Annotated in this window: 26 protein-coding genes and 1 pseudogene; 16 read left to right on the top strand and 11 right to left on the bottom strand. The window is 74.3% G+C overall.

Annotated elements, in window-relative coordinates; all coding sequences use genetic code 11:
- Positions 1 to 46: 46 nt before the first annotated feature.
- Positions 47 to 730, bottom strand: a complete 684-nt coding sequence (locus tag KSNIM_RS35060; RefSeq protein WP_263107219.1) for a TetR/AcrR family transcriptional regulator — start codon at positions 728 to 730, stop codon at positions 47 to 49.
- 43 nt (positions 731 to 773) lie between these two features.
- Between KSNIM_RS35060 and KSNIM_RS35055 the strand changes: the two genes are divergently transcribed.
- A complete protein-coding gene (locus KSNIM_RS35055) occupies positions 774 to 1,100 on the top strand; it encodes a rhodanese-like domain-containing protein (protein WP_263107218.1) in 327 nt (108 codons plus the stop codon).
- A 26-nt stretch (positions 1,101 to 1,126) separates the two neighbouring features.
- Here the strand turns inward: KSNIM_RS35055 and KSNIM_RS35050 are convergent, their stop codons facing one another.
- Entirely contained in the window at positions 1,127 to 2,086 is a 960-nt protein-coding gene (locus KSNIM_RS35050) for a GlxA family transcriptional regulator (RefSeq protein WP_263107217.1), read from the bottom strand.
- Positions 2,087 to 2,184: 98 nt separating this feature from the next.
- Here KSNIM_RS35050 and KSNIM_RS35045 point away from each other — a divergent pair, with 98 nt between their 5' ends.
- Positions 2,185 to 2,736: a PaaI family thioesterase gene (locus tag KSNIM_RS35045; protein WP_263107216.1), complete on the top strand. Its 552-nt coding sequence runs from the start codon at positions 2,185 to 2,187 to the stop codon at positions 2,734 to 2,736.
- Between the two features lie 52 nt (positions 2,737 to 2,788).
- Here the strand turns inward: KSNIM_RS35045 and KSNIM_RS35040 are convergent, their stop codons facing one another.
- Positions 2,789 to 3,241 carry a MarR family winged helix-turn-helix transcriptional regulator gene (locus KSNIM_RS35040; RefSeq protein ID WP_263107215.1) on the bottom strand — a complete coding sequence of 151 codons (453 nt, stop codon included), beginning with the start codon at positions 3,239 to 3,241 and terminating at the stop codon, positions 2,789 to 2,791.
- A gap of 160 nt (positions 3,242 to 3,401) precedes the next feature.
- On the opposite strand from KSNIM_RS35040, the gene KSNIM_RS35035 reads away from it, so the two are divergent.
- The 5 genes and pseudogenes from KSNIM_RS35035 to KSNIM_RS35015 all read left to right on the top strand — a co-directional run.
- Positions 3,402 to 4,469, top strand: coding sequence for a hypothetical protein (locus tag KSNIM_RS35035; RefSeq protein WP_263107214.1), 1,068 nt, complete (start codon positions 3,402 to 3,404; stop codon positions 4,467 to 4,469).
- A 624-nt stretch (positions 4,470 to 5,093) separates the two neighbouring features.
- Positions 5,094 to 5,438, top strand: coding sequence for a recombinase family protein (locus tag KSNIM_RS35030; protein WP_263107213.1), 345 nt, complete (start codon positions 5,094 to 5,096; stop codon positions 5,436 to 5,438).
- A 147-nt stretch (positions 5,439 to 5,585) separates the two neighbouring features.
- Positions 5,586 to 6,713 (top strand): NADH:flavin oxidoreductase, encoded by a 1,128-nt coding sequence (locus KSNIM_RS35025; protein ID WP_263107212.1) that lies wholly within the window; start codon positions 5,586 to 5,588, stop codon positions 6,711 to 6,713.
- Between the two features lie 214 nt (positions 6,714 to 6,927).
- A complete protein-coding gene (locus KSNIM_RS35020) occupies positions 6,928 to 8,529 on the top strand; it encodes a M4 family metallopeptidase (protein ID WP_263107211.1) in 1,602 nt (533 codons plus the stop codon).
- A 487-nt stretch (positions 8,530 to 9,016) separates the two neighbouring features.
- Positions 9,017 to 10,291 (top strand): annotated as a pseudogene (locus tag KSNIM_RS35015) (glycoside hydrolase family 10 protein); the annotation flags it as partial.
- Between the two features lie 343 nt (positions 10,292 to 10,634).
- Here KSNIM_RS35015 and KSNIM_RS35010 read toward each other — a convergent pair.
- Complete coding sequence (locus KSNIM_RS35010; protein WP_263107209.1) at positions 10,635 to 11,657, bottom strand: LLM class flavin-dependent oxidoreductase; 1,023 nt, start codon at positions 11,655 to 11,657, stop codon at positions 10,635 to 10,637.
- Between the two features lie 236 nt (positions 11,658 to 11,893).
- On the opposite strand from KSNIM_RS35010, the gene KSNIM_RS35005 reads away from it, so the two are divergent.
- Positions 11,894 to 13,024 (top strand): hypothetical protein, encoded by a 1,131-nt coding sequence (locus KSNIM_RS35005; RefSeq protein WP_263107208.1) that lies wholly within the window; start codon positions 11,894 to 11,896, stop codon positions 13,022 to 13,024.
- A 214-nt stretch (positions 13,025 to 13,238) separates the two neighbouring features.
- Positions 13,239 to 14,177 (top strand): MerR family transcriptional regulator, encoded by a 939-nt coding sequence (locus KSNIM_RS35000; RefSeq protein ID WP_263107207.1) that lies wholly within the window; start codon positions 13,239 to 13,241, stop codon positions 14,175 to 14,177.
- Positions 14,178 to 14,217: 40 nt separating this feature from the next.
- On the opposite strand, the gene KSNIM_RS34995 is transcribed toward KSNIM_RS35000, so the two are convergent.
- Positions 14,218 to 14,886: a hypothetical protein gene (locus KSNIM_RS34995; RefSeq protein ID WP_263107206.1), complete on the bottom strand. Its 669-nt coding sequence runs from the start codon at positions 14,884 to 14,886 to the stop codon at positions 14,218 to 14,220.
- 128 nt (positions 14,887 to 15,014) lie between these two features.
- Between KSNIM_RS34995 and KSNIM_RS34990 the strand changes: the two genes are divergently transcribed.
- Positions 15,015 to 15,968, top strand: coding sequence for an aldo/keto reductase family oxidoreductase (locus KSNIM_RS34990; RefSeq protein ID WP_263107205.1), 954 nt, complete (start codon positions 15,015 to 15,017; stop codon positions 15,966 to 15,968).
- 21 nt (positions 15,969 to 15,989) lie between these two features.
- Here the strand turns inward: KSNIM_RS34990 and KSNIM_RS34985 are convergent, their stop codons facing one another.
- Positions 15,990 to 16,580: a hypothetical protein gene (locus tag KSNIM_RS34985; RefSeq protein WP_263107204.1), complete on the bottom strand. Its 591-nt coding sequence runs from the start codon at positions 16,578 to 16,580 to the stop codon at positions 15,990 to 15,992.
- Between the two features lie 222 nt (positions 16,581 to 16,802).
- On the opposite strand from KSNIM_RS34985, the gene KSNIM_RS34980 reads away from it, so the two are divergent.
- Positions 16,803 to 17,105 (top strand): hypothetical protein, encoded by a 303-nt coding sequence (locus KSNIM_RS34980; RefSeq protein WP_263107203.1) that lies wholly within the window; start codon positions 16,803 to 16,805, stop codon positions 17,103 to 17,105.
- A 1-nt stretch (position 17,106) separates the two neighbouring features.
- On the opposite strand, the gene KSNIM_RS34975 is transcribed toward KSNIM_RS34980, so the two are convergent.
- The 3 genes from KSNIM_RS34975 to KSNIM_RS34965 all read right to left on the bottom strand — a co-directional run bounded on the left by KSNIM_RS34975 (position 17,107) and on the right by KSNIM_RS34965 (position 18,932).
- Positions 17,107 to 17,532 (bottom strand): cytidine deaminase, encoded by a 426-nt coding sequence (locus KSNIM_RS34975; RefSeq protein ID WP_263107202.1) that lies wholly within the window; start codon positions 17,530 to 17,532, stop codon positions 17,107 to 17,109.
- Positions 17,533 to 17,627: 95 nt separating this feature from the next.
- The gene (locus tag KSNIM_RS34970; RefSeq protein WP_263107201.1) at positions 17,628 to 18,083 is read right to left on the bottom strand and encodes an SUKH-4 family immunity protein; all 456 of its coding nucleotides are present in this window, start codon (positions 18,081 to 18,083) and stop codon (positions 17,628 to 17,630) included.
- Between the two features lie 108 nt (positions 18,084 to 18,191).
- Entirely contained in the window at positions 18,192 to 18,932 is a 741-nt protein-coding gene (locus KSNIM_RS34965; RefSeq protein ID WP_263107200.1) for a VOC family protein, read from the bottom strand.
- A gap of 290 nt (positions 18,933 to 19,222) precedes the next feature.
- Here KSNIM_RS34965 and KSNIM_RS34960 point away from each other — a divergent pair, with 290 nt between their 5' ends.
- Both KSNIM_RS34960 and KSNIM_RS34955 read left to right on the top strand, forming a co-directional pair.
- A complete protein-coding gene (locus KSNIM_RS34960; protein WP_263107199.1) occupies positions 19,223 to 19,405 on the top strand; it encodes a hypothetical protein in 183 nt (60 codons plus the stop codon).
- Between the two features lie 138 nt (positions 19,406 to 19,543).
- On the top strand, positions 19,544 to 20,089 hold the full coding sequence (locus KSNIM_RS34955) for a GNAT family N-acetyltransferase (protein WP_263107198.1): 546 nt from the start codon (positions 19,544 to 19,546) through the stop codon (positions 20,087 to 20,089).
- A 135-nt stretch (positions 20,090 to 20,224) separates the two neighbouring features.
- Here KSNIM_RS34955 and KSNIM_RS34950 read toward each other — a convergent pair whose 3' ends face one another.
- Entirely contained in the window at positions 20,225 to 21,052 is an 828-nt protein-coding gene (locus tag KSNIM_RS34950) for an alpha/beta fold hydrolase (RefSeq protein WP_263107197.1), read from the bottom strand.
- Between the two features lie 176 nt (positions 21,053 to 21,228).
- Entirely contained in the window at positions 21,229 to 21,894 is a 666-nt protein-coding gene (locus tag KSNIM_RS34945) for a DUF4097 family beta strand repeat-containing protein (protein ID WP_263107196.1), read from the bottom strand.
- Between the two features lie 251 nt (positions 21,895 to 22,145).
- On the opposite strand from KSNIM_RS34945, the gene KSNIM_RS39525 reads away from it, so the two are divergent.
- From KSNIM_RS39525 to KSNIM_RS34925, 3 genes are all read left to right on the top strand, one after another.
- Positions 22,146 to 22,919: a helix-turn-helix domain-containing protein gene (locus KSNIM_RS39525; protein WP_411543820.1), complete on the top strand. Its 774-nt coding sequence runs from the start codon at positions 22,146 to 22,148 to the stop codon at positions 22,917 to 22,919.
- A 193-nt stretch (positions 22,920 to 23,112) separates the two neighbouring features.
- Positions 23,113 to 23,964, top strand: coding sequence for a hypothetical protein (locus tag KSNIM_RS34930; RefSeq protein WP_263107195.1), 852 nt, complete (start codon positions 23,113 to 23,115; stop codon positions 23,962 to 23,964).
- Positions 23,965 to 24,011: 47 nt separating this feature from the next.
- Positions 24,012 to 24,140, top strand: coding sequence for a hypothetical protein (locus KSNIM_RS34925; RefSeq protein ID WP_263107194.1), 129 nt, complete (start codon positions 24,012 to 24,014; stop codon positions 24,138 to 24,140).
- Positions 24,141 to 24,274: the final 134 nt, after the last annotated feature.

The following is a 24,274-nucleotide window of genomic DNA, read 5'->3' as shown; positions in this document are numbered from 1 at the left end:
CGGCTGCCGGGCGGCGGCCGGTCAGGCGGGCCCGGGCGGCGGCCGGTCAGGCGGGCCCGGGCGCCGCCAGCCGGGTGGCGAGCCGGCGGGCGCCGGCCCGGATCCGTTGCTCGCCCAGTTCGGGCAGGAGTGCGGCGAGGTGTTCGGCCGCGAGCGGGGCGAGCAGTGCGTGTGCGTCGTGGTCCGGGTCCTCGGAGCGTCCGGCGAGCAGGATCGCGGTGTGCCGGTGCCAGAAGCGGTAGGCGCCGATGCGGTAGCGGGCGCCGCGGGTGGCGGTCTCGGACATCCGCACCAGGTCGAGGTGGGCCAGCAGGTGGTCGAGGTAGGCGTCGACGAAGGCGGTCAGCCGGTCGGCCGGGTCCGGGTCGGGGCCGTCTCCGGGGCCGAGCGGGGCCGGGCCGCGCAGGATCGCGTCCTGGAGGTCGCGCTCGCGGGCGTCGAGGAGTGCCGCCGCGAGCCCGGACCGGTCGCCGAAGCGGCGGAAGAGCGTGCCCTTGCCGACGCCGGCCGCAGCTGCGACCTGGTCCATGGAGACGGCTTCCGCCCCGTGTTCGGCGAACAGCCGGGCGGCGGCCTGCAGGACGGCGGCCCGGTTGCGGGCGGCGTCGGCGCGTTCGACGGGCGGTGGGGTGCGGAGCAGTTCGAGGTCCACCGGGCCGGCGGCGGGCGACTCGCCGGGGTGCGGGGGGATTGCAGAACCGGACTGCGGTCCGTTAATGTCGGAAGCCATAACCGGACTATAGTCCGAATCCGACTCCCCGTGGAGGTACGACATGACCGCGCTCATCACCCGGGACGACCTGGCAGCCGCGATCGAGGCCGGCGGCGTCACCGTCCTCGACACGCTCGGGGGCGTGTACTACGCCACCCGGCACCTGCCCGGCGCCGTCGCACTGGTGCGGGCCGAGGTGGACGCGCTCGCCCCGCGTCTGCTCCCCGACCTCGACGCCGCCGTGGTCACCTACTGCTCCAACGAGGCCTGCCCGAACAGCGGCCAGGTCGCGGACCGGCTGACCGCGCTCGGCTACACCAACGTCCGCAAGTACCGCGAGGGCATCCAGGACTGGGTGGCGGCCGGCCTGCCCACCGAGTCCGCCTGACGTTCGGCGGCCGGGCGGGTCGCCCGTCAGGCCCGCAGGGTCCGGGCGCCGACACCGCGGCGGTCGCGCAGCAGGGCACGAAGCGGGCCCGGGCCCTCGTAGCCGACCCGCCGGGCGACCGCCGCCAGCGGCAGCGAGGTGGTACGCAGCAGGTGCTCGGCCTGTTCCACCCGGAGGTCCTGCACCAGGCGGATCGGCGAGCGGCCCAGGGTGCGGGTGACCGTGCGCTGCAGGGTGCGCTCGCTCACGCCCAGGGCACGGGCCGCCTCGGCGATCGAGAGCGGCTCGCCGATCCGGGTCCGGACCCACTGCTCGAACGCCGAGACCAGCGGGTCGTGCCGGGCCAGCTCGGACGGGATGGTGTACGCGGCCTGTGAGGCGCGGTCGTCGACCACCAGGTAGCGCCGCACCAGGTCGGCGAGCGCGGGGCTGTGCATCCGCACGATGGCCAGCGCCAGGTCGAGGTGGCTGAAGGCCGCGCCGGCCGTGGTGACCCCGTCGCTGGTCGTCACCATGCGGCTCTCGTCGACCACCACCCGGCTGTAGCGCTCGCGGAACACCGGGGCCAGCCACCAGCTGGTCGTCGCCCGGAGGCCGTCCAGCACCCCGGACTCGGCGAGCAGGAAGGTGCCGGTGCAGGAGGTGGCGAGCGGGGTGCGCCGCTCCCTGGCCTCGGCCAGGATGCGGCGGGCGGCCCGCTGCGCGGGCGAGCCGACGAGTTCGACGAGCGCCTCCGGCCGGCGTTCCATGAGGGCCGGCAGGACGAGGATGTCGGCGTCCTCCGCCTCGGCGGCGCTCTCGGTGTCCACGCGGTGCCCCAGCCCGGTCCGCACCCGGCGCCGCACGCCGACCGTGCGGATGTCGAACCTCGGCGGCGCCACCCCGTCGAGGTGCCCGCGCAGGGCGTTGGCGGAGTGGAGGACGTCGAGGATGCCGGAGAGCCCGGAGTCGAAGGCCCCGTCCAGGACGAGCACGGCTGCTTTCATCCGGACACCCTAACCGCGTCGAAGGGGTGTCGGATTCGGTGCGCGAACTGCCGGTTCCGACACTCCCCGGCCCGCTCCGGCGCTCCTAGGGTCGAGCCATGACCACGTACGACACCCCCGTCACGCCCGCCGCGCCCAGCGCTCCCGCCGTGCCCACGCCGGCCGACCGCGTCCGCACCCACAGCTGGCGGCCGCGCCCCGACGCGACCCCCGAGCTGCTCGGCATGAGCGGTCTGGAGATCCTCCGGGCGGCGCTGGAGGGCAGGCTGCCGGCCGCCTCGATCATGAGCACCCTGGGCTTCCGGCTGACCGAGGTCGACGAGGGCCTCGCCGTGTTCGAGGGCGACCCGGGCGACCACCTGCTCAACCCGATGGGGACGGTCCACGGCGGCTTCCTGGCGACGCTGCTGGACTCGGCGCTCGGCTCGGCGGTGATGACGCGACTGCCCGCGGGCACGGCGTACACCACCGTCCAGTTGGGCGTGCACATGGTCCGGCCGGTCCTGCCCGACACCCCGGCGCTGCGCTGCGAGGGACGCACCGTCCACGTCGGCCGGACCACCGCCACCGCCGAGGCGCGCGTGGTCGGCACGCACGACGGCAGGATCTACGCCCACGGCACGACGACCTGCGCGGTCCTGCGTCCCTGAGCCCGGGCTCTGCCCGCGGGTGCGGCTGCCCGCCTTGCGGGGGCGCCGTCCGCTACTCGGCCCAGGGCTCGAAGCCGGTGTCGAGGACGGCGTCCAGCGAGGTGCGCAGCGCGGCGGCCTCGTCGCTGCCGAAGGCGGCCTCGAACTTCGCCTGCACCTCCTGCCAGAGCGGCATCGCCGTGGCGAGACGGGCCCGGCCGTCCGCGGTGATCGCGGCGATCCGCGCCCGGCGGTCGGTCGGCGAGGGCTCCACCGTCACCAGGCCCTCCCGGGCGAGCGGCTTGAGGTTCGAGGCCAGGGTGGTGCGGTCCATGGCGATCGACTCGGCGAGGCTGGTGATCATGGTCTCGCCGTGCGTGTTCAGCACCTGGAGGATGCTGAACTGGGTGGCCCGGAGGCCGGCCTCGGCGAGGGCCTTGTCGTAGGTGGCGCCGAGGTACCGCGCCGCCTTGCGGAGGGCGAGATTGTTGCACGCGAGGGCGGCGTTCGCCGGCGCAGCTGTCATGGTCTCCTCCAAGCCTCCCCTCCAGGATAGGAGCATGTGCTCGCACAAGCGAGGACCGTCTTGCCGCTCGGCCAATAGGAGCATATGCTCGCATTCATCGATGGTGCACCGCCCGGCACGCCGCGGCACCCGCACCGACGCCCCACCAGGAAGCCCTGCCATGGACACCGCCTCCACGTCCGCCCCCGAGCACACCCCCGCACCCGTCGTCGCACTCGCGCCCGCCACCCCGGCACCCGCCACCCCTCCCGAGCCCATGAGCCGGGGCGGCCGCCGGCCGCCGCTGCGGGCCTGGCTCCAGCCGGTCGTGATCGCGCTGGTCGTCGCCGCGGCCTTCATCACCTCCTACGTGGGCCTGCAGCGCGACCCGCAGCCCCACCGGGTGCCGATCGCCGTCACCGGATCCGTCCTGGCGGACCGGGTGGGTCGGGCGCTCGGCGACAGCGTCGAGGTGCACCCGGTCGCCGACGCCGCGTCCGGACGCCACGCGGTGGAGCACGGCGACGTGGTGGCCGCACTCTCCGCCGACGGGCCCGCCCGGCTCGACCTGCAGACCGCCGGGGCCGCCGGGACGTCCACCACCACCGCCGTGACGCGACTGGTGGACGCCTACGCCCAGGGCGCGGGCGACCGGGTCAGCACGGTGGACGTCGTACCGCTCGCGCACTTCGACGCCCGCGGCGTGGCCGGCTTCTACATGGCCTTCGGCGTGACGCTGGCCGGATTCGTGCTGGGCTCGAACGCGCTCGGCCTGGCCGGACTGCTGCGGCTGCGCCACCGGTTCTGGCTACTGCTCGGCACCTCCGCGGCGATCGGCACGGTGGGCGCGGTCATCGCCGGACCGGTCCTCGGGGCGGTGCCGGCACCCGTCCTGCCGCTGGTGTTCACGCTCTCCCTGCTGGCCGCGGCGGCGGCCTTCACCACCAAGCTGCTCGGCACCTACCTCGGCCCGGTGGGCCTCCCGGTGGCGACGCTGGTCCTGCTCACGATCGGCAACGCCACCAGCGGGGCGACCATCGGCGCCGACCTGCTGCCGGGCGCGGCCCGCGCCGTCTCGGCGCTGCTGCCGCCGGGCGCGGCCGTCCGCGCGATCAGCGACCTGAGCTACTACGGCGGCGCCCACCTGGCCGGCCCGGTGGTCACACTCACGCTCTGGGCCGCCGTCGCCGCGCTCCTGGTCGGCCTGCGCCCCCGGCTGACCCGGCGCCGGACGGCTGCCGCCGCCTGAGCGGGGCGCCCTGGCACCTCGGCCCGGCTGCTCGGCCGGTCCGACGGGCTCCCCGGTGTCGTCGACGGCGCACACGACGCGGCGGATCGCCGGTTCGACCCGGCCGTGGCCCTTCCGGTCCCTTCGCCGCCGGTGAGGCACGACCGTCGGTAGGCCCGGAGTCCGCATCCGCCCGGCGAGCCCCGGCACGCCACCGCCGGAGACGGCGCGACACGATGCCCGACGCGCTGCGCGGGACGCACACCCCGGACATCGCCGTCCGGACCGCGCGCGACACGCTGCGTAGGGACCTCGCCGCCCGAACCACCGAATCGTTCGGCCCGGCCGGCCGTGCGCCGACCGGGCCCGTGCGCACGTCGGAGGGGGCCTCCGGGCGCCCCGGGACGGCCCGGCATCCGGGTACACCGGCGAGTAGGTCTAGACAAATACGGACACAATGGGTCACGATGGACGCCTCGGCCGCGGTGACCCACCTCCCGCGGGGCGACGCGCACCACCCCCGCGCCCCCCTTCGGCAGTACACGGCCACACCCGCCGCGGCGCCGATCCGCACCGGCCCTCGGGCTCCCCCGGGGCGCGGCACGGAGCGCCGGCGGCGGGCAGCCCATTGCCGAAGGGACGACGATGACCCTCAGCCCCGCCCGCGCCCGCGCGGCGATCTACCTGCGCTGCTATCCGTACGACCGCTGGGAGATGCTCAGCCAGCTGCACGCCCTGCAGGACCACGCCGCCGCGCTCGGCCTCGCCTGCCCGCGCGTCCTGATCGACAGCGTCGGCTCGTCCTGCCTCGAGCGGGCCGGGCTGCGCAGCCTGCTCGCCATGGCCGCGGCCGGCGACGTGGACACCGTGCTCGTGCCCGGCCCGTGGGCCTTCTCCCTGGACGAGCCCACGGCGCGGTCGGTGGCCGGGTTCCTGCACAGCACCGGCGCCCAGGTCGTCGAACTGCCGCGCGGGCTCTGCGCGGCCTGAGGCCGGGGCGGGCGGCCGCCCGGGTGTGATCGGGATCACCGGACGGCCGACGGCCGGGAGGAATGCGACCGCGACGGGGGCGGTTAGCAGACACCAGTACATGCACGTACATACGTCGTCGTCCGGTGCCTGCGAGGAACTCAACCCATGACCGTCACCGCATCGTCCGCCAACCGCGCGGCCGACCTGCTGTCCCGTCCCGTCGCGCTGAACGGGCTGACCGTCCCGAACCGCATCGCCATGGCGCCCATGACGCGCATGTTCTCCCCGGGCGGCGTCCCGGGCGAGGACGTCCGGTCGTACTACGCCCGGCGGGCCGCCGCGGGCGTCGGCCTGATCGTCACCGAGGGCACCTACGTCGGCCACGAGTCGGCCGGGCAGAGCGACCGCGTGCCGCGCTTCCACGGCGAGGAGCAGCTCGCCGGGTGGGCGAAGGTCGCCGACGCCGTCCACGCCGAGGGCGGCACGATCGTGCCGCAGCTGTGGCACATCGGCATGGTGCGCAAGCAGGGCGAGCCGCCCTTCGCCGACGCCCCCGCCGTCGGCCCCTCGGGCCTGCGCATCGACGGCACCGAGGGCACCGGCCGGGCGATGACCCGCAGCGACCTGGACGACGTCATCGGCGCGTTCGCCGAGGCCGCCGCGGCGGCCGAGCGCATCGGCTTCGACGGCGTCGAGCTGCACGGCGCCCACGGCTACCTGCTCGACCAGTTCCTCTGGGCGGGGACGAACCGCCGCACCGACGCGTACGGCGGCGACCCGGTGGCGCGGACGCGGTTCGCGGCCGAGATCGTGGCCGCGGTGCGCGAGCGCGTCTCCGCGGAGTTCCCGGTGATCTTCCGCTACTCGCAGTGGAAGCAGGAGGCGTACAGCGCCCGGCTCGCCGAGAGCCCGGCCGAGCTGGAGGCGATCCTGGCGCCGCTGGCCGCCGCCGGCGTCGACGCCTTCCACGCCTCCACCCGCCGCTACTGGCTGCCCGAGTTCGACGGCTCGGACCTGAACCTGGCCGGCTGGACGAAGAAGCTCACCGGTCGGCCGACCATCACCGTCGGCTCGGTCGGCCTGGACGGCGACTTCATCCGCGGCTTCGCGGGCGAGGGCTCCCCGGTGCAGGGCATCGACAACCTGCTGGACCGCCTGGAGCGCGACGAGTTCGACATGGTCGCGGTCGGCCGCGCCCTCCTCCAGGACCCGGACTGGGCGCTGAAGGTCCTTCAGGGCCGCCACGACGAGCTGAAGCCCTTCGACGCCACGGCGCTGCGGTCGCTGAGCTAGGCACGCTCGATCCGCTCGATCAAGGGGCGCGTGGGAACATCCCACGCGCCCCTTGCGCGTGCGCTGACCCTTGTTCATTTCGGTCGGATTCGATCGGAATTCATCAGGCCTTCGGCTACGGAATGGTCAAATTCAATACTGTTTCGTAGAACTGTTTGTCTGTTCACGGCCAAGCTCTCAGTCGGCACCCAGCAGCTACCGACTGGAGTACAGAGTGGGCCCCACCTCCTCTTCGCGCCGGCGCACCCTCACGGCCGGCGCCCTCGCGGCAACCGCCGCCCTTGTCGCCGCAGGCGTCCAGATCTCCACCACCTCCGCCACCGCCGGCCCCGGCCGGGACACCGCGATCGCCAAGGCCAAGGCCAACGTCGCCCGCAACGCCGAACTGTTCGGCTTCGGCGCCGGGCAGGACCTCCTGGTCAAGGACGTCCTGATCGACCCCGACGGCACCCAGCACGTCCGCTTCGACCGCACCTACCAGGGCCTGCCGGTGATCGGTGGTGACCTGGTGGTGCATCAGGACGCCCGCGGCAGACTCACGGACTCGACCCGGGCGAAGGGCCACAGCCCCGCCGTCCGCACCACCGTCCCCAAGGTCCCCGCACAGACCACCGCCGCGAAGGCGCTGGCCGCCGCACCCGGCATCTCGTCCGCCACCTCCCAGCCCCAACTGGTCGTCTGGGCCGCCGACGGCACGGCACGTCTGGCCTGGCAGACCACGGTGAGCGGCCTCGGCAAGCAGGGCCAGCCCTCCGGCCGGATCGTCGTCACCGACGCCACGACCGGTGCCGAGATCGAGCAGTTCGACTCCGAGCACGAGGCCTCCGGCACCGGCCGCTCGGAGTACACCGGCACCGTCACGATCGACACCACGCTGCAGTCCACCGGCCTGTACGCGCTGATCGACCCGACCCGCGGCACCATCACCAAGGACGCCCGCAACGTCTCCGCGAGCAGCCTGAACGCAAGCTCCGGCACGCTGTACACCGATGCCGACAACATCTGGGGCGACGGCCGGAAGTTCTCCACCGACCGCGCCACCGCCGCCGTCGACGCCCACGCCAACACCGCCTGGACGTACGACTACTACAAGAACACCTTCGGCCGTAACGGCATCAAGAACGACGGCAAGGGCGCCACCGTCTTCGTGCACGTCGGCACCAAGTGGGACAACGCCCAGTGGTCCGACAGCTGCTTCTGCATGATGACCGGCGACGGCGACGGCACCACCGACCCGGAGCAGGTCGACCTCGACACCATGGGCCACGAGATGACCCACGGCGTCACCAGCGCCACCGCCAACCTCCGCTACAGCGGCGAGTCCGGCGGCCTCAACGAGTCGACCAGCGACATCTTCGGCACCATGGTCGAGTGGTACGCCAACAACAGCATCGACACCCCCGACTACCTGTTCAGCGACCAGTCGACCCCGCCGTGGCTGCGCCGCTTCGACAAGCCCTCGCTGGACGGCCGTTCGGCCGACTGCTGGAGCAAGAAGGTGGGCCAGCTGGACGTGCACAACTCCTCCGGCGTGGGCAACCACTGGTTCTTCCTCGCCAGTGAGGGCAGCGGCAGCCGGACGATCAACGGTGTCACCTACAACAGCCCGACCTGCAACGGCTCCACGGTGACCGGCATCGGCAACCAGAAGGTCGCCAAGATCTGGTACCGGGCGCTGACCGTCTACATGACGTCCACCACCGACTACAAGGGCGCCCGCACGGCGTCCCTGAACGCGGCCAAGGACCTGTACGGCTCCGGCAGCGCCGAGTACAACGCGGTCGCGGCGGCCTGGAGCGCGGTCAGCGTCGCCTGACCCGGCAACTCCGGTGCGGCGGCACGGTCCTGGACCGTGCCGCCGTCTCGCGTTCCCGCGGCCGGTCGACCGGCCGCCGTGAGGCGGCGGTGACCGGGCCGGCCCGCCGGGTACGACCGCTGCCGGCGGCGGTCGTCGTCCGCAGTGCACCCGGGTCACGCCGTCGAGGCGCCGTACCCCGCGCAGGTGACCGAACCGGTCCTCAGGGGATCGACCTGCTCCTCCCGGTCCACTGACCCACCGGCGGCGCGAAGGGCACCTGCCCTGCATTCGGCGGCATCCGGTCTCCCGTTCGGGGGACGGGCCGGCGCCGTCCCCGTCGCAGCGGCCCGTGCGGGGGACGGTCCTCCCGACCGAGGAGGAACCCCTTGCACCGCACCCGCTGCGCCCCGGCCGCCGCACGCAGGTCGGCGGCGGTGCCCGTCACCGCGGCCCGCCTCGCGGCCCCTCCAGGGGCGGGCCGGCCCCTGTCGCCGGCCGGCACCCGATGACGGCGCCCGGGCCGCGGCCTCCCCGCCGCCGGGAGGTCCTGGCCGCACTGGCAGCAGCGGTCTGCACAGGTGCCGCCGCTCCCCCGGCCCGCCACGAGGACGGTCCCCCCGGGACACTGCCGGCCGAGTCGGTCGCGCCGCCCCCGGTGAAGCGGCAGATGCGCGGCCTGTGGATCGCCTGCCTCAACCACACGGACTGGCCGGACCGGCGACGGCTCGGCCCCGAGCAGATGCGGGCCGACTTCACGGCGATGCTCGACGCGGCGGTGGCGACGGGCTTCAACGCGGTGTTCGTCCAGGTCCGCCCGACCGCCGATGCGCTCTGGCCGTCCCGGTTCGAGCCCTGGTCGCAGTGGCTGACCGGTGCTCAGGGGCGCGATCCGGGCTGGGACCCGCTGGCGTTCGCGATCCGCGCCGCGCACGAGCGCGGCCTCGCCTTCCACGCCTGGTTCAATCCGTTCCGGATCGCGATCCACGCCGATCCCGGCCGACTGGTGCCCGACCATCCGGCCCGCCGCAACCCCCACTGGGCGGTCGCCTACGACGGCGAGCTGTACTACGACCCGGGGCTCGCCGAAGTCCGGGAGTTCGTCCTGGACGCCGTCATGGACGCCGTCACCCGCTACGAGGTCGACGGCGTCCACATCGACGACTACTTCTACCCCTACCCTGCGCCCGACGGCCGGGACTTCCCCGACGGCGAGGCCTTCGCCGCCGAGAGCCGCGGCTTCAGCGACCGGGCCGCGTGGCGGCGCGACAACATCGACCTGACCGTCCGGCAGCTGCGCGACCGGGTGCGGGCGGCCCGGCCGGACGCCGTGTACGGGATCAGCCCCTTCGGGGTCTGGCGCAACCGGTCCACCGACCCGGCCGGGTCCGCGACCACCGCCCTGCAGTCCTACGACGCGCAGTACTGCGACTCCCGGGGGTGGGTGCGCAAGGGCTGGGTCGACTACATCGCACCGCAGCTGTACTGGCATATCGGCTTCGAGATCGCCGACTACGCCGTCCTCGCGCGCTGGTGGGCCGCCCAGGTGGCGGGCACCGGCACCCAGCTGTGGATCGGCCAGTCCGCCTCCCGGCCCGGTGCCCCGGGGCGGCCCGCGCCCTGGCAGGACCCGGCCGAGCTCTCCCGCCACCTCGCACTCAACGCAGCCGTCGGATCGATCGGCGGGGACGTCTTCTTCAGCGCCCGCAGCGCTCACACCGACCGGATCGGCGCGATCCACATGCTCGCGGCCGACCACTGGAGCCGTCCCGCGCTGGTCCCGCTGCTGCCACGGCTGGCCGGCGCGACGCCGCCCGCGGCACCGGCCCTGCACACCTCCCCCGACCGGCGGCAGCTGCAGATCACCCCGGCGCCGCGCTCCGGCCGCCCCCACCCCTTCCTGTTCGCCGTCTACGCGTACGACACCCCACCGGGCCCGAACCCGCCGGCCGATCCGGCCCGGCTGGTGGCGCTGCTGCCGGCCCTGACCGTCCACCGGTACCGGCCACCGTCAGCCGCCGCCGGCCCCTGGTTCGCCGTCACCTGCGTGGACCGGGCCGGACGCGAGGGCCCGCCCTCCGCGCCCGTACGGCTGCCCGCGCGCTGAGCCACCGTCGCCCGCGTGCTCAGGTGGAGGCGGGACGCCAACCCAGCGCCGGGCCGAGGGCGGTGGCGATGTCGGTGAGGATCTGCACGTAGTCCTCGTGCTCGAAGGTGAACGGCAGCGCGAAGGCCACCTCGTCGATCTCTCGGAAGGCGGGGTGCTCGTGGAGCCGCTCCGCGATCTCCTGCGAGCTGCCGACCAGGTCGGGCGCGAAGAGCAGGCGGGCCGGGCCCTGCGGGGCGGTGGTGCGCGGCAGCCGGGCGCGGGCGTACTCCAGGTACCTGGCGCGCTGGGCGGGGGTGGCGCTGTCGGTGGGGATCACCACCAGCCCCTGCGAGACCCGGGCGCGGGCGCCGTCGGGGTGGCGTTCCCGGAACGCCCGCACGTGGGAGAGCTGCACGGCACCGAAGTCCTCGCTCTCCTCGGCCTTCACCACACTGCTGACCAGCAGGTTCATCCCGTTCTCGGCAGCCTGCCGGGCCGAGCCCAGACTGCCGGCGCCGTACCACATGCGGGCGGCCAGGCCCGGCGAGTGCGGCTGGACCCGGTCCGAGAACGCCTCGATGCCCTCGGTGCCGCGGAAGTCACTGGCGGGCTTGCCGCCGACCAGGTCGAGCAGACGGCGCACCCGGGCGAACCCGAAGTCCTCCGCGTCGGCGGTGTCGGGGTACAGGGCTTCGCGCACCCGCTCGAAGTGCATCGGCGGGCCGACGCTGACACCCGGGTTGAGACGGCCGCCGGAGAGGACGTCGACGGTCGCGAGGTCCTCCGCCAGGCGCAGCGGGTTCTCCCAGCCGAGCGGTATGACCGCGGTGCCGAGCTCGATGCGCCTCGTCCGCTGCGAGGCCGCGGCCAGCACCGCCACCGGGGACGAGATGCCGAACTGGAGGTGCCGGTGGCGCAGCCAGGCGCTGTCGAAGCCGAGCCGTTCGCCGAGTTCGACGAGCTGCAGGGTGGACTCGTGGCCGCGTCCGGGGTCGGCCTCGTCGAACAGGCCGATGGTCAGGAAGCCGAGTTTGCGCAGTGGTTCCGAGGGAAGCGGCACCGGGGTCCTCCGGGTCGGGTGCGGCGCGCCGCACGGTGGTTCGTGGTGGACGACCGGCCGGTCGTCCCCTTTTGAGCCTGCTCAGTCGGCGGGCGCCACAACCGCCGTAGGGCCGAACGCCGTCGGGGTGGGCCGGGCGGCCGCGGCCGCCCGGCCGTTCGGGCGCGGCGGACCGGGGGCCGGCGGGCCCTTTTCCCGTTGCTCCCGGCTCTCGCGACCTGCCATGATCCTCCGCCGTGAGTCTGCTGCTGATCATCATCGCCGGGACCTACTTCATCACCTGGTTCCGGGGCCCCTACCGCACCTCCAGGGCCGCCGCATGGGCCCGCACCGTCTTCGATCCCGCCGCCTACGGGCTGGTCCCGCGTGCCGTGCTCGACCCGCACCGGGCCGGCCCGCCGGCGCCCGCGGACCGCGGCGCGGCCGTCCAGTCGCTGGCCGAGGCCGCCTGGAGCGGCAACTGGCGGCCGGCCGCCGCGCACGTCGAGGCGGCCGGCGAGGACTGGGACGAACGCTGGTCGAGGCTGGAGCTGCTCGCCGAGATCGCCGAGCAGGACGACGACTGGCTGACGGCGTGGCGGGCCGCCGACCCCGGCAGCTGCGACGCCGCCACCCTGGAGGCCAAGCACATGGTGAGCCGGGCGTGGGCGATCCGCGGCAGCGGCTTCGCGCACGAGGTCCCGGCCGCGCGGATGGCCGAGTTCCGCCGACTGCTGCCGGCCGCGATCGAGGCGGCGCACCGGGCGGCGCTGCTGGCGCCGGAGAACCCCGGGCCGTGGGTGGTCATGGTGCTGGCGGCTCGCGGCGCCCAGTACACGCCGGACCGGTTCGCACCGCTCTGGGACGGCCTGGTCACGCGCGCGCCGTACCACTACGAGGGGCACTGGCAGGGCATGCAGTACTGGTGCGCCAAGTGGTACGGCACGAACCGGAAGATGATGGCCTTCGCCCGCCGGGCCATGGACAAGGCCCCGGTCGGCAGCCCGCTGGCCGGCATCTACGTGCACGCGCTGTCCGAGCTGGAGAGCCGCAGCGGCCTCCGTGCCCTCCCCCGCACCCGGGCCGGCAAGCGGCGGCTCAAGGCCGTTGCGGCGGCCCTCGCGGCCGTCCCTGCAGACAATCCCCGCCTGCCCGCCCTGCGGCACCTGCTCGCCGACCACCTGGGCAAGGCCGGTCTGCACGCGGCCTCCGTGGAGCAGTTCCGGCTGATCGGACGCTGGTGCGGCGCCGGCCCGTGGGCGAACCGCCCCGACCCGGTCGACGCCTTCGACCTGGCCCGCGGTGTCGCGGTGCGGCTGTCCCGGACGAAGCCGCTGCCGCCCGAGACGCGCAACCTCAAGGACGCCGTCCTCCACCACCACGCCTGACGTCACCCCCGACGGCGGCGGCGCCCGCGGCCGACAGCCGGGGGCGCTCCGCCCGGCGAACGGCGGGGCCGTGAGGAGGACCACGGCGCGGCGCCGGTCCACCGAGCCCATCGGCGCGGGGCCGTCATGGCCGCTGACCGACACGACGGACGGGAATGTGCCGCGGGGAGGCGGGACTTGAGTCTCCCGTGGGGGGAGACGCGAGGGTGGGGGCATGGACGGCGACACGCTCTTGACGATCGGGGCCCTGGCCCGGCGCACCGGGTTGACGGTCAAGACCATCCGGTTCTGGTCCGACGCCGGGATCGTGCCGCCGACGGACCGCAGCCCGGCCGGCTACCGGCTCTACGACATCGGTGCGCTCGCGCGCCTCGACCTGGCCCGCACCCTGCGCGACCTGGGACTGGACCTCGCCGTCATCCGGCGGGTACTGGACCGGGAGGTCTCGGTGCCCGAGGTCGCGGCCGCGCACGCCGACGCACTGGAGGTGCAGATCCGCACCCTCCGGCTGCGCCGGGCGGTGCTCCGCGCGGTGGCCAAGAAGGGCTCGACCCCCGAGGAGACGGAACTCATGCACAAGCTCGCCACACTCTCCGACGCCGAACGCCGGAGCCTGATCGACGATTTCATCGACGCCACCTTCGGCGGGCTGGACGCCAACGCCGACTTCGTCGAGATGCTGCGCTCGGCCGGGCCGGAGCTGCCGGACGACCCCGAACCCGACCAGGTCGACGCCTGGATCGAACTGGCCGAACTCACGCGGGACGGCGACTTCCGCGCGGCCGTCCGCCGCATGGCGGAGTACCAGGCGGCCGAGCGCGCCCGCGGCGACGCCACCGGCCTGCACCACGAGCTCACCGAGGCCGTCCGCGAAGCCGTCGGCCGCTCGCTCGCCGCCGGCGTCGCACCGGAGTCGCCCGAGGCGGCCGCCGTGGTCGACGGGCTCACCGCCCGGTACGCGCGGACGTTCGATCGCCCCGACGACAGCGAACTGCGGCACTGGCTGCTGGACCGCCTGGAGATCGCCGGCGACCCCCGCACGGAGCGGTACTGGCACCTGCTGGCCGTCGTCAACGGCTGGCCCGTCCCACCCGGCCTGGCCCCGGTGTTCACCTGGTTCACCGCCGCCCTGCGCGCCCGCACCGGACCGTGACGGCTCCCGGCGGCCGATGTCCCCGCGAGCCGCCCTCCGGTCAGGTTCGCGGGGTGCTGTCCCAGCGCCATTCGGTGAGCCGCTGCCGTCCCGGGAGTTCGCCGCGGCCGGTCGCCCAGAGCAGGGTGGCCCAGGGGTCGGTGTCGGTCGGGGCGCCGGGGAACAGGCGGGTCAGCACGCGGGCGCAGACCGGCGCGGGGGCCCGCCAGTCGAGCCCGAGCCCCTGTGCCAGGTCCTCGGCGTGCGCGAACAGCTCGACCAGGCCCATGGCTGCGGAGCCCTCGGGATCCGTCGTCCCGAACACGTGGAAGGCACGGGCCTGCGGCGACGCCGTCCGCACCATCGCCACGTGCAGCGCGCCGCAGGACTCCAGCACCTGGACGATGCCCTGCGGACCGCTCCCCCGCTCGGCGAAGATGACGTTGGCGGGCCTGCCCGGTGCCTCCCGCCGCCAGACGAACGGCACGTGCGTGTCGGCCGGGGGCGTCTGCGGGCCCAGCTGCGCGCCGTAGGAGAAGAGGTCGTCGGCCAGGTGCTCGGCCGTCTCCCAGCAGCTCCACCCCGGGCTCCCGGCGGGCCGCCCCCAGTCCGCGGCGAGTGCCACGGGCCGGCGCAGCAGCGCGACGACGAGCCGTACGCCCTCGGCGAGGTCCTCGGCCGTCACGGGCGCCATGTCACCGGCCGGTTCTGCATGATCATGATCGAACATGCGCCGAGCCTACGACGCGGACCCCACGGAGGTGACGGGTTTTCGCGCTCGTCCCGGCCGCGCACCACGCGCCCCCGCCCCGACCGCCGGCCGCGAGCAGCTCGAAGGAGGTGGCCTAGGGTGGCCGCATGACGACGACACGCCCGGGCGGGGAGCGCCTGCTGTACGGCTGCATGGGGCTGGGCGGTGACTGGGACTCCGAGGGGTACGGTCCGGCGGACGTCGCCGCGGCGGAGGCGGCCGTCGGGGCGGCGCTGGACGCCGGCATCACGGTGTTCGACCACGCGGACATCTACCGGCGTGGCAAGTCGGAGGCGGTCTTCGGCGAGGTGCTCTCCCGTGCGTCCGGCCTGCGTGAGCGGATCACCCTGCAGACCAAGTGCGGCATCCGGCTCGCCGACGGCGACCGGCCCGGCATCTACGACCTGCGCGGCAGCAGCATCGTCCGGCGGGTCGAGGAGAGCCTGACCCGGCTGCGCACCGATGTCCTGGACGTACTGCTGCTGCACCGTCCCGACCCGCTGGCCGATCCGGCGGAGGTCGCCGAGGCGCTGATGTCGCTGCATCGGCAGGGCCTCGTCCGGGCGTTCGGCGTGTCCAACATGGGCACGGCGCAGATCGAGGACCTGCAGGCGCACCTGGACGTGCCCCTGGTGGCGAACCAGCTGGAGATGAGCCTGGCGCAGCGGGACTGGCTGGAGGCCGGGGTGCTGGTCAACACGGCCGCGGCGGCCGGCAACGGGTTCCCGTTCGGGACGGTCGAGTACTGCCGCCGCAACGGTGTCCGGCTGCAGGCCTGGGGCGCCCTCGCGCAGGGCCGTTTCACCGGCCGCCAGCGGACGGACCGGGAGCGGCGGACGGCGCGGCTGGTCGCCGAGTTGGCGGAGGCGAAGGGCACCACGCCGGAGACGGTGGTGCTGTGGTGGCTGCAGCGGCATCCGGCGCGGATCGTCCCGGTGGTCGGCACGGCGGATCCGGGCCGCATCCGGGCCTGCCGGGATGCCGCCGTCCGTGACCCGGACCTCGGCCACGAGGAGTGGTACGAGCTGTGGCTGGCGGCGCGCGGCGAGCCGCTGCCCTGACCCGGACGGCCCTGCGGGGCGTCAGCGGCGCGGGCCGGCGAACTCCTGCAGGGTCTGCTCGTAGCGGCCGCCGAAGTCGATCCTGGTGATGTCCTTGAAGCGGAACCCGGAGACGTCGGGGTGCCACCGGGCGTCCGGGTCGACCTCGTGCAGCCTCAGCGACTTCGGACGGAGTTCCGCGACGGCGCCGATCCAGCAGGCGTCAGGCTGCTGCCGCTCCCGGCCCACCGCGATCAGGCCGAATCCGCGGCCGGCTGCCTGCAGCAGCCCGGGCAGGTCGTCGGGCGGGACGGCGGGCAGGGGCGGGCGCACCGGCCACTGCCCGCGGCGGCGCAGCGCCCTGATGGTCAGGCAGGTGTCGTCGCCCCGGCGGCGGACCTCGGTGATGTCCGCCGTCCGCACCGCCGACCACCCGTCGAGCTGGACGTCCGTGCAGACGGCGAGCACCGTCCAGCCGGGCGATGCGGCCACGGCGAAGCCGTCGATGCGGTCGGCGCCGCGGATGCTCCGGCCGACGCGGATCAGCTCGCCGCTGCGCACGGCGCGGTCGAGCCGTCGCAGCAGACGGTCGGTGTCGGCGCCCGGGCTCGCGCCACTGTGGTCGGATCCCATGCCGGGATTGTGCACGGCCCGGCTGTCCCGGTCATCCCGTTTTCGTACCCCGGGGACGGCCGCAGCGGCGTGCGGCTGCGGCCCGGCGCGCGGACGGCTCCGCGGATCGCGCCTGTCGCCGTGGCGCCGGGGTAGCTTGGGCAGCCGAGGATCACGGCGCCGTCCCGTCGAGGACCCGCAGCGGGTGGGGCGTGCGGGCGGCACGGCCACCGAGGACCGGGCATGAGCACGAGCGAGAGCCTTCCGACCGCCGAACAGCTGGCTGCTGCCCGGGCGTTCGTCGCCGCCCGTCGGCAGCAGGCCGACGCGGTGGGGCAGTGGGGCACGAGCCGTGATGTCGACGCGGCGTTCGCGACCTGGTCCCGGGCGGTCGACGAGCACCTCGCCCGGACGGAGCAGGCCCTGGACCGGGGTGAGGCCGGTGAGGCCGCCCGTGCCTGGGCGGTGGCCGTCGAGGGCCTCGCCGCGTGGTCCTCGCACCCGGACTTCCCGGTCTGCCTCACGGACGACCGCCACGACCCGTGACCTACTCGGTGCCGAGCTGGTGGTCGGCCCACACGTAGGTCTCGGGCAGCAGGTCGGCGACGGGGACGGCTCGCACCCGGTCGCCCGAGCCGACGATGACCTCGATGCCGGGGAAGTAGTCGAGCAGGACCTGCCGGCACCGGCCGCAGGGCGGCACGACGCCCCGGTCGCGGTCCCCCACGGCGACGATCGTCTCCAGCTCGTACACGCCCTGGGCGGCCGCGGTGCCGATGAGGACGAGTTCGGCGCAGGGGCCGCCCGTGAAGTGGTAGGCGTTCACCGCGGTGACGATGCGTCCGTCCCGGGCGCGGGCCGCGGCTGCCATCGTGTGGTTGTCGCCCCGGCAGCGGGTGCGGGCGACGTGGGCCGCGGCCTCGACGAGTTCGCGGTCGACCTGGTGGTCGGGGTGGGTGGTCTGCGCGGGCATCTCTTCTGCTTCCGTCAGGGTGTCGGGCCGGGGTGACCCTGCGTCACGCGGGGGGCCCGGCAGCGAGCTTGGTACGTGGGACGCTTGCCGGGCCGTCAGCCGCCCATGCCGTAGCCCAGTTCCTCGGCGGCGATGTGCCGGAAGGAGTTCTCGTCGGCGACGGCCGCCGGGTCGAGGGTCTCGAACTCCGCCAGCAGCGCGCCGGTGAGCGCGTCGCCGGCCGCCGTGGCGCGGTCCACGGCCTCGTCGGAGCCGTCGTCCTCGTCCTCGTACGCGTCGGCCTCGGCGGCTGCCTCCCGGCAGAGGCGGGTGAAGGCGGCGAAGGCCTCCGCGCCCGTGTTCACCAGCCGCGGTGTGGCCTGCTCCGGCAGCAGCCGCAGCGAGCGGTCCTCGCGCCGCACGCCCAGCGCGGTCACGTCCGGGTCGATCGCGACGAGGGCGTGGCACACACCGCCGCTCCGCCGCTCCGTGAAAGGGGTGTCCTGCCAGGTGCCGGGGTAGGGGGTCTCGGCACGTCCGACCAGCAGCGCGGCGAGTTCTGCGTCGTTCACGCGGCGAATCTACTGCCTCCGTCGGCACCGGCACCGCGCCGCACCGGCGCCGGCCGCGGGGCCGGGGTGCGGCGCTCCCGCCCGTCGGGGTGTCGACGGGGCTCCGCGTCAGGGCAGGGCGAGGACGCAGAACTCGTGGCCCTCGGGGTCGGTCAGGCACGTCCACGGGACGTCGCCCTGGCCGAGGTCGAGGTCGGTGGCGCCGAGGGCCCGGAGCCGGGCCACCTCCGCCTTCGCGTCGTCGCCGGGGTACGGCAGCAGGTCGAGGTGGACGCGGTCCGGGCCGGTCCCCACGTCGGGTGTGCGGATGAACTCGAGGTACGGGCCGACGCCCGTGGACGATCGCAGCACCGCCTGATCGTCGGTCACCTCGTGCAGGGTCCAGTCCGTCGCCTCGCCCCAGAACCGGGCCATGGCCCGCGGATCCGCGCAGTCGACCACCACCGCGGCGATCGGGCCGGTGTCCCGGTAGACCTCCCTGGGCTCCAGCACGCAGAACTCGTTGCCCTCGGGATCGGCGAGGACCGTCCACGGCACGTCGCCCTGGCCCACGTCGGCGGGGGTCGCACCGAGAGCCCTCAGCCGCGCCACCAACTCCGTCTGATGGCCCGCGGAGCTCGTGGCGAGATCGAGGTGCACGCGGTTCTTCGTCGTCGTCCTGGGATCCGGGACGGGAACGACGTCGACGCAGACGAAGACCGGGTCCGGCCAGACCAGGCCGCCGGCGGGCCCGACGTACGTGGTGACGCCGGGGCGGTAGGCGCTCCAGCCGAGCGCCTCCGCCCAGAACCGGCCGACCGCCGGGCAGTCGAGGGCCTTGATGTTCACCATCACGGGTCGTAGTGGCATGCCGGTGATCCTATGCACCGGCTCTGCCGGAGCGGAGCAGTGCTTCGGCCTGGTCGGCCGTGCCTTCGCCGAACCCGTCCAGGTCCACGCCACCGAGCCCCGCTCCACGGACACACCCCCGGCGAGGCCTACGGACTCCTCGTCAGCCTGTTCCGCGACGGCATCCCCCGCTGCTCGCCGGACGGCGCCTGACCCCCGGCACCGGGGATTCGCCGTGGCGTGTACGCCGGGCCCGTGGGACGATCGACCGCGCCGCGGAGGGAGCCGGCGGTGGGCGGGGGGTGGAGAGCATGCTCGTGCACGTGGCCGTCGGAGGAGTCCTGCTGCTGGCCGGGCTGTCCGGGCTCGCGTGGGTTCAGAACATGACCCCGGCCGGCTTCCAGGGCTGGGGCTCCTGGAACAGGCGGCAGCGGATCATCAGCGTGATCTCGCTGGTCCTGGCCCTCGCAGGACTCCTCGTCCTCGACCGGTGACCTGAACGGCGGATCCCGCGGGCGCGTGCAACCGCCGTCGGTTCGAGCACGTCTTGACCTGTGGCGACGTCAGAAGTCGTTGTCTGTCGCGGCCGTACGGGATCGAACCGTACGGCCCGGAGGATCAGGAGCCGCCCCTTGTCGGACGCCGTCACCGTGCACCCCTACCCATGGCCACCCACCCCGATCCGGACCGAACGGCTCGTGCTCCGCGGGCCCGAGGCACGGGACCGTGCCCCGTACATCGAGCTGCTGGCCTCACCCGAGGTGGGCACCTACGTCGGTGGCCCACGGTCGCGTGACGAGCTGGAGCGCGCGATGCCGGAGGTGCCCAGCAGGCGTCCCGGCTCCTTCGTCGTCGATCTCGACGGGACGATGATCGGCACGATCACGCTCGGCCGCGGGACGGGGCACATCCGTCAGGCCGACGGGAGGGCCGAGCTCGGCTACCTGTTCCTGCCGGAGGCGTGGGGCCACGGGTACGCCGCCGAGGCGTGCGCGGCAGCACTCGACTGGTTCGCCGACGCGCTCCCGGGCGAACCGGTGGTGCTCGCCACCCAGACCGCCAACCTCCGTTCGATGCGCCTCGCGTCGAAGCTGGGCTTCGTCGAGGTGGAGCGGTTCGAGGACTACGGCGCCGAGCAGTGGTTCGGCGTGCGGCCCCCGAGGCCGGGGCGGGACTGATCGGCGACCTCGCCGCTGCCGCGACCCGGACGGTGACGAACCCCAGGCCGACAGTGGTCGTGCTCACCGGGCTTCTTTCGATGCCGCGGCCCCGCCGAGCGCGTCGGCGGGGGTCACGACCGGGCCGGCGTGCCGTCAGCGCCCGTCGCCGGCCAGTGCGGCGACCTCGCGCACGGCTCCGGCGATGGCTCGGAAGTCCTTCTTGAGGAGCGCGCCGTGGTTGCTCGCGACCTTCGCGCTCACCTCGATGTTCGGGTTGCGGGCGGTCACCGCGTCGAGGCTGGTGCGGATCCGCTCCTGCTCGTCGCCGCGACTGCCGAGGGACGCCCCGGAGGCGACCACGTACCGCACCGGGACGGCGATGTCGTCGAGCACGGGGCCCAGTTCCCGCTCGCGGGAGACCCGGCCGAGCTCGATGTTGCAGTCCGCCATCTGATCGGCCGTCATCCGCGGCGTCAGACCGGTCGGACGCAGCAGCGGCATGAACCGGCCCCACTGCCGGAACTGCTTGCGGATCCGCTGCTCCATGGCCTCGTCCAGCCAGTCGTAGGGGAACGCGCCGTCGACCATGACCGCGCCCAGGGCGCGCTCCGGGTTCCGGGCGGCCCAGTGCGCCCCGACGAACGCCCCGTAGGACCAGCCCACCACGAGCGCCCGGTGCACAGCCCGGGCTTCGAGCACGGCGTCGACGTCCCGGACGGCCGCCTCGAAGGAGTAGTCCGCCGAGCGCCCCGACTTCTTGCCTCGGGCCCGCTCGTCGTAGGTGATGTGCCGCCACCCGGCGCCCAGGTCGGCGCGGACCCGCCGCCAGTAGCCCTGGGTGGCGAACTGGCCGTTGAGGTAGACCACCGGGACGCCGGGGCCACCGGTGTCGGTGACCGCGAGGGCCGTGTCGTCGACCGGCACCAGGCCGGTCCAGGTCGAGCCGGTCGAGCCGGTCGAGGACGTGCTGTTCTTCGTCATGGTGTTCCCCCTGGTCGTGTCGGGCGTGTGGTGTTCGGTTGCTCCCGGCCCCGGCGGTGGGTCGCAGGGCGGGTGGGGACGGCCGGCCGGGTCGTCGGGCGACGACCGCTCGGACCCGGCCGGGCCGTCCCGGTTCCGCCGGTGCAGCGGGCGCTCCGGTGGCGTCGGAGCGATGTTCAGAGGCTGCGGGCGGTGATGTCGCCGTAGGCGGTGGTGGCGCGGATGTCGAGTTCGGCGTTGCCGTTGTTCTTGAGGGCGTTGCTGATCCGGCCGTGGCCGGTGCCGGCGTCCAGGGCTGCCGAGACGCCGGCGGCCGCGCCGACCGAGATGTCCCCGGACTGGGTGCCGAGCACGACGGTGCCGGGCCCGGCCTCGACGATCCGGATGCTGCCCCGGGCGGTGCTGATCTCCGCCGGGCCGCCCAGCCGGCCGACCTCGACGTCGCCGTCGACCGCGGTGAGGCGGACGCTCGCGGCCTCGTCGAGCTTGATCCGGCGGTACGCGCCGTCGAAGGCGACGTCGCCGAGGCGGCCCACCCCGCGGAGCTCGCAGGCCGCCGCGCTGCCCTCGATGCGCGAGCCGGCGGGCAGCTGGACGGTCACCTCCACCGAGCCCGACGAGCCGAGGAGCTTGTTCTTGGGTTCGGGGGCGTGGATCCGCAGGACGCCGTCGGCGTAGGTGACGGTGGCCTGCTCGGCGGCCCGGGCGTCGCGCGCCTTGGACGGATCGGCGGGCCGGACCTCGACGACGGTGTCCACGCGGTCGGCGGCGATGAGCTGGACGCGCCCGGCGGGGACGTCCAGGACGGCGGAGATCGGGGCGGGGGTGTCGAACTTCTGCATCGGGCTCTCCTGTGCTCGCCTGCTTGTTTCGGACAACAGAAACGCTACGTTGCTTTCCATTTGACGGCAACACGTTCGTTGCACAAGAACAGTATCGATGCAGCTCAAGGCCGTTAAATCGTTGCAACCATGCCAAGAGGAATGCAACGCCAATGATTACGATCATTGCAATGGGTGAGAAGTGAACGCTATAGTGACAGGGCCGGGGACCACCCGGCGGACCACCACCGCGGACGTCCGAGGAGAACGCGATGCCAGGAGGCAGGCTCAGCCAGCAGGAACGCCAGCAGATCGCGCTCGGGCTGGCCGACAGCCTCCCCTACGCCGAGATCGCCCGGCGCCTCGAACGGCCGACCTCGACCATCACGCGTGAGGTGATGCGCAACGGCGGCCCGACCTCGTACCGCGCCGACCTCGCCCACCGCGCCACCGAACGCCGCGCCCACCGCCGCAAGCCCGCCGCCCCCCGCGGGTCGGTGGCGGCTCCCCAGGCGCAGGGACGCGACAGCGAGGCCGTGGCCGAGTACGAGGAGACGCTCACCACGGTCCTCATGGCGACGGGCGTGCCCAAGATGGGTGCCCGGGTGCTGACCTGTCTGTTCACCAGCGACGCGGGCAGCCTCACCGCGTCCCAGCTCGCCCAGCGCCTGGAGGTCAGCCCGGCGTCCATCTCCAAGGCGATCGCCTTCCTGGAGAGCCAGAGCCTCGTCCGCCGGGAGCGCGACGAGCGCCGCCGCGACCGCTACATCGTCGACGACGAACTCTTCTACCAGGCGACCATCGCCAGCGCCCGGTCCAACGACCAGCTCGTCGCAACCGCACGCCAGGGCGTCGCCGTCCTCGGCCCCAACAGCCCCGCCGCGACCCGCCTGGAGAACATCGCCCGCTTCCTCGACTTCATCAGCGAAAGCATCACCCGCGCCGCCGAACAGGCCCGCGCCGTCCTCCACACCAAGCCCGCACCCCCCGCCGACACCCCGGATCGCCCGGGCGAGGACCACGGACGGTCCGAGACGGCGGGCTGACCGGCGGCGGCCCGACCGGGGTGGCCGGGCCGGCCGGCGGCCGATCAAGCGGTGTCGACCAGCAGGTCGATCGCGTGGGTGCTCCACTGGCCGGTCATGGTGTCCCCCTCGTCCCGGCGATCACTCCGGAATCCTGCCATGCCCCCATTGCCCAGGGCTCACAGGGCAGTTGACGCTGCCGTACGCTGTGCGCGTGGACATCAACTCGGTGCTTGCCGACATCCTCGACCGCGGCGCCGCCAGTACGGAGTGGGAGGTGCTGCTCGCCGCCGTGGTGGATCACGGGGTGTACGTGCCCGTGGCGGAGAGCGGCAAGGTCGCGTTCCAGCAGAGCGAGGACGACATCCCGTTCCTGCCGGGCTACGTCAGTGCGGCGTGCCTCGCCGAGCAGGTGGCGGAGCCGGTGGCTCCGTTCCACTGCGACGCGCTGCGGCTGTGGGACATCGCCGAGCGGACCGGCGTCCCTGCGCTGGTGCTCCACTCCGACCGCGGCCGCGCCGCCCTGCCGATGGGGCTGGTGATCCAGGTGCTCCACGAGCGCGGATGGCGGGGCGGGGAGGGCAAGGACATGCGCCTGACCTGGTCCACCCATCCCGTGGCGGTGGCGCTCCGGGATGCGCTGCGACGCCGGATCCGCGAGTTCCCGACGGTGCGGTCGGTGTGGGTGTCCCACGCGCGGTGGGTCGACACGGGGTTCGAGCAGTTGATGCTGCACGTCGCGGTGGACGAGCGGCTGCCGTCGGACACCCCGCGCCGGTTGCTGGACACCCTGCTCGCCGAGGAGGTGACCGTCGCCGGGGGTGACCCGAAGCTGGCGGTCCTGCCCCTGGACACCACCGTCCACGCGGAGACGATCGCCGAGCTCGACCGCATGGCGCTGGACACGGTGCGGCACGACCCGGCCACCGGCCGGATCGAGGTGCTGTCCCGGGAGTTCGACGATCCGCGGGCCGCCGAGGCCGCCCGGCAGGCCGCCGCCGCGGAGCGGGCCGCTGCTCCCGGCGAGGGGCAGGAGCGCCCCCGCCGCTGGTGGCAGCGCCCCTGACCCTCCGCGGTCGGAGGTGTCCCGAGCCGGTGGGGCGGTCCAGGTCGATGGCGACGGGCACGGCCGCCCGGACGAGCCCGGTCCCGAAGGCCGTCGCGCCCGCGATGTCCGCGGCCGCCGTGGCCATCGGCGCGGGCGCAGCCAGGCCGATCACCGCCACGTACACCTCGGCCTGAGCCGGCCCCTGCCCGAACCAGCGCCCCTGGCAGGGCCGTTCCCCCGCCCCGGTGCGCCGGACACGTGACGGTTCTCCGGCAGCATGCGGGGGCGGCTCGCCCGGCACGCCACGCCGGGCGGGCCGCCCTCGTTG

The organism is Kitasatospora sp. DSM 101779 (assembly GCF_025655475.1).
In the GTDB taxonomy this organism is placed as follows: Bacteria; Actinomycetota; Actinomycetes; order Streptomycetales; family Streptomycetaceae; genus Kitasatospora.
This window is presented reverse-complemented; position numbering and strand designations above follow the sequence as displayed.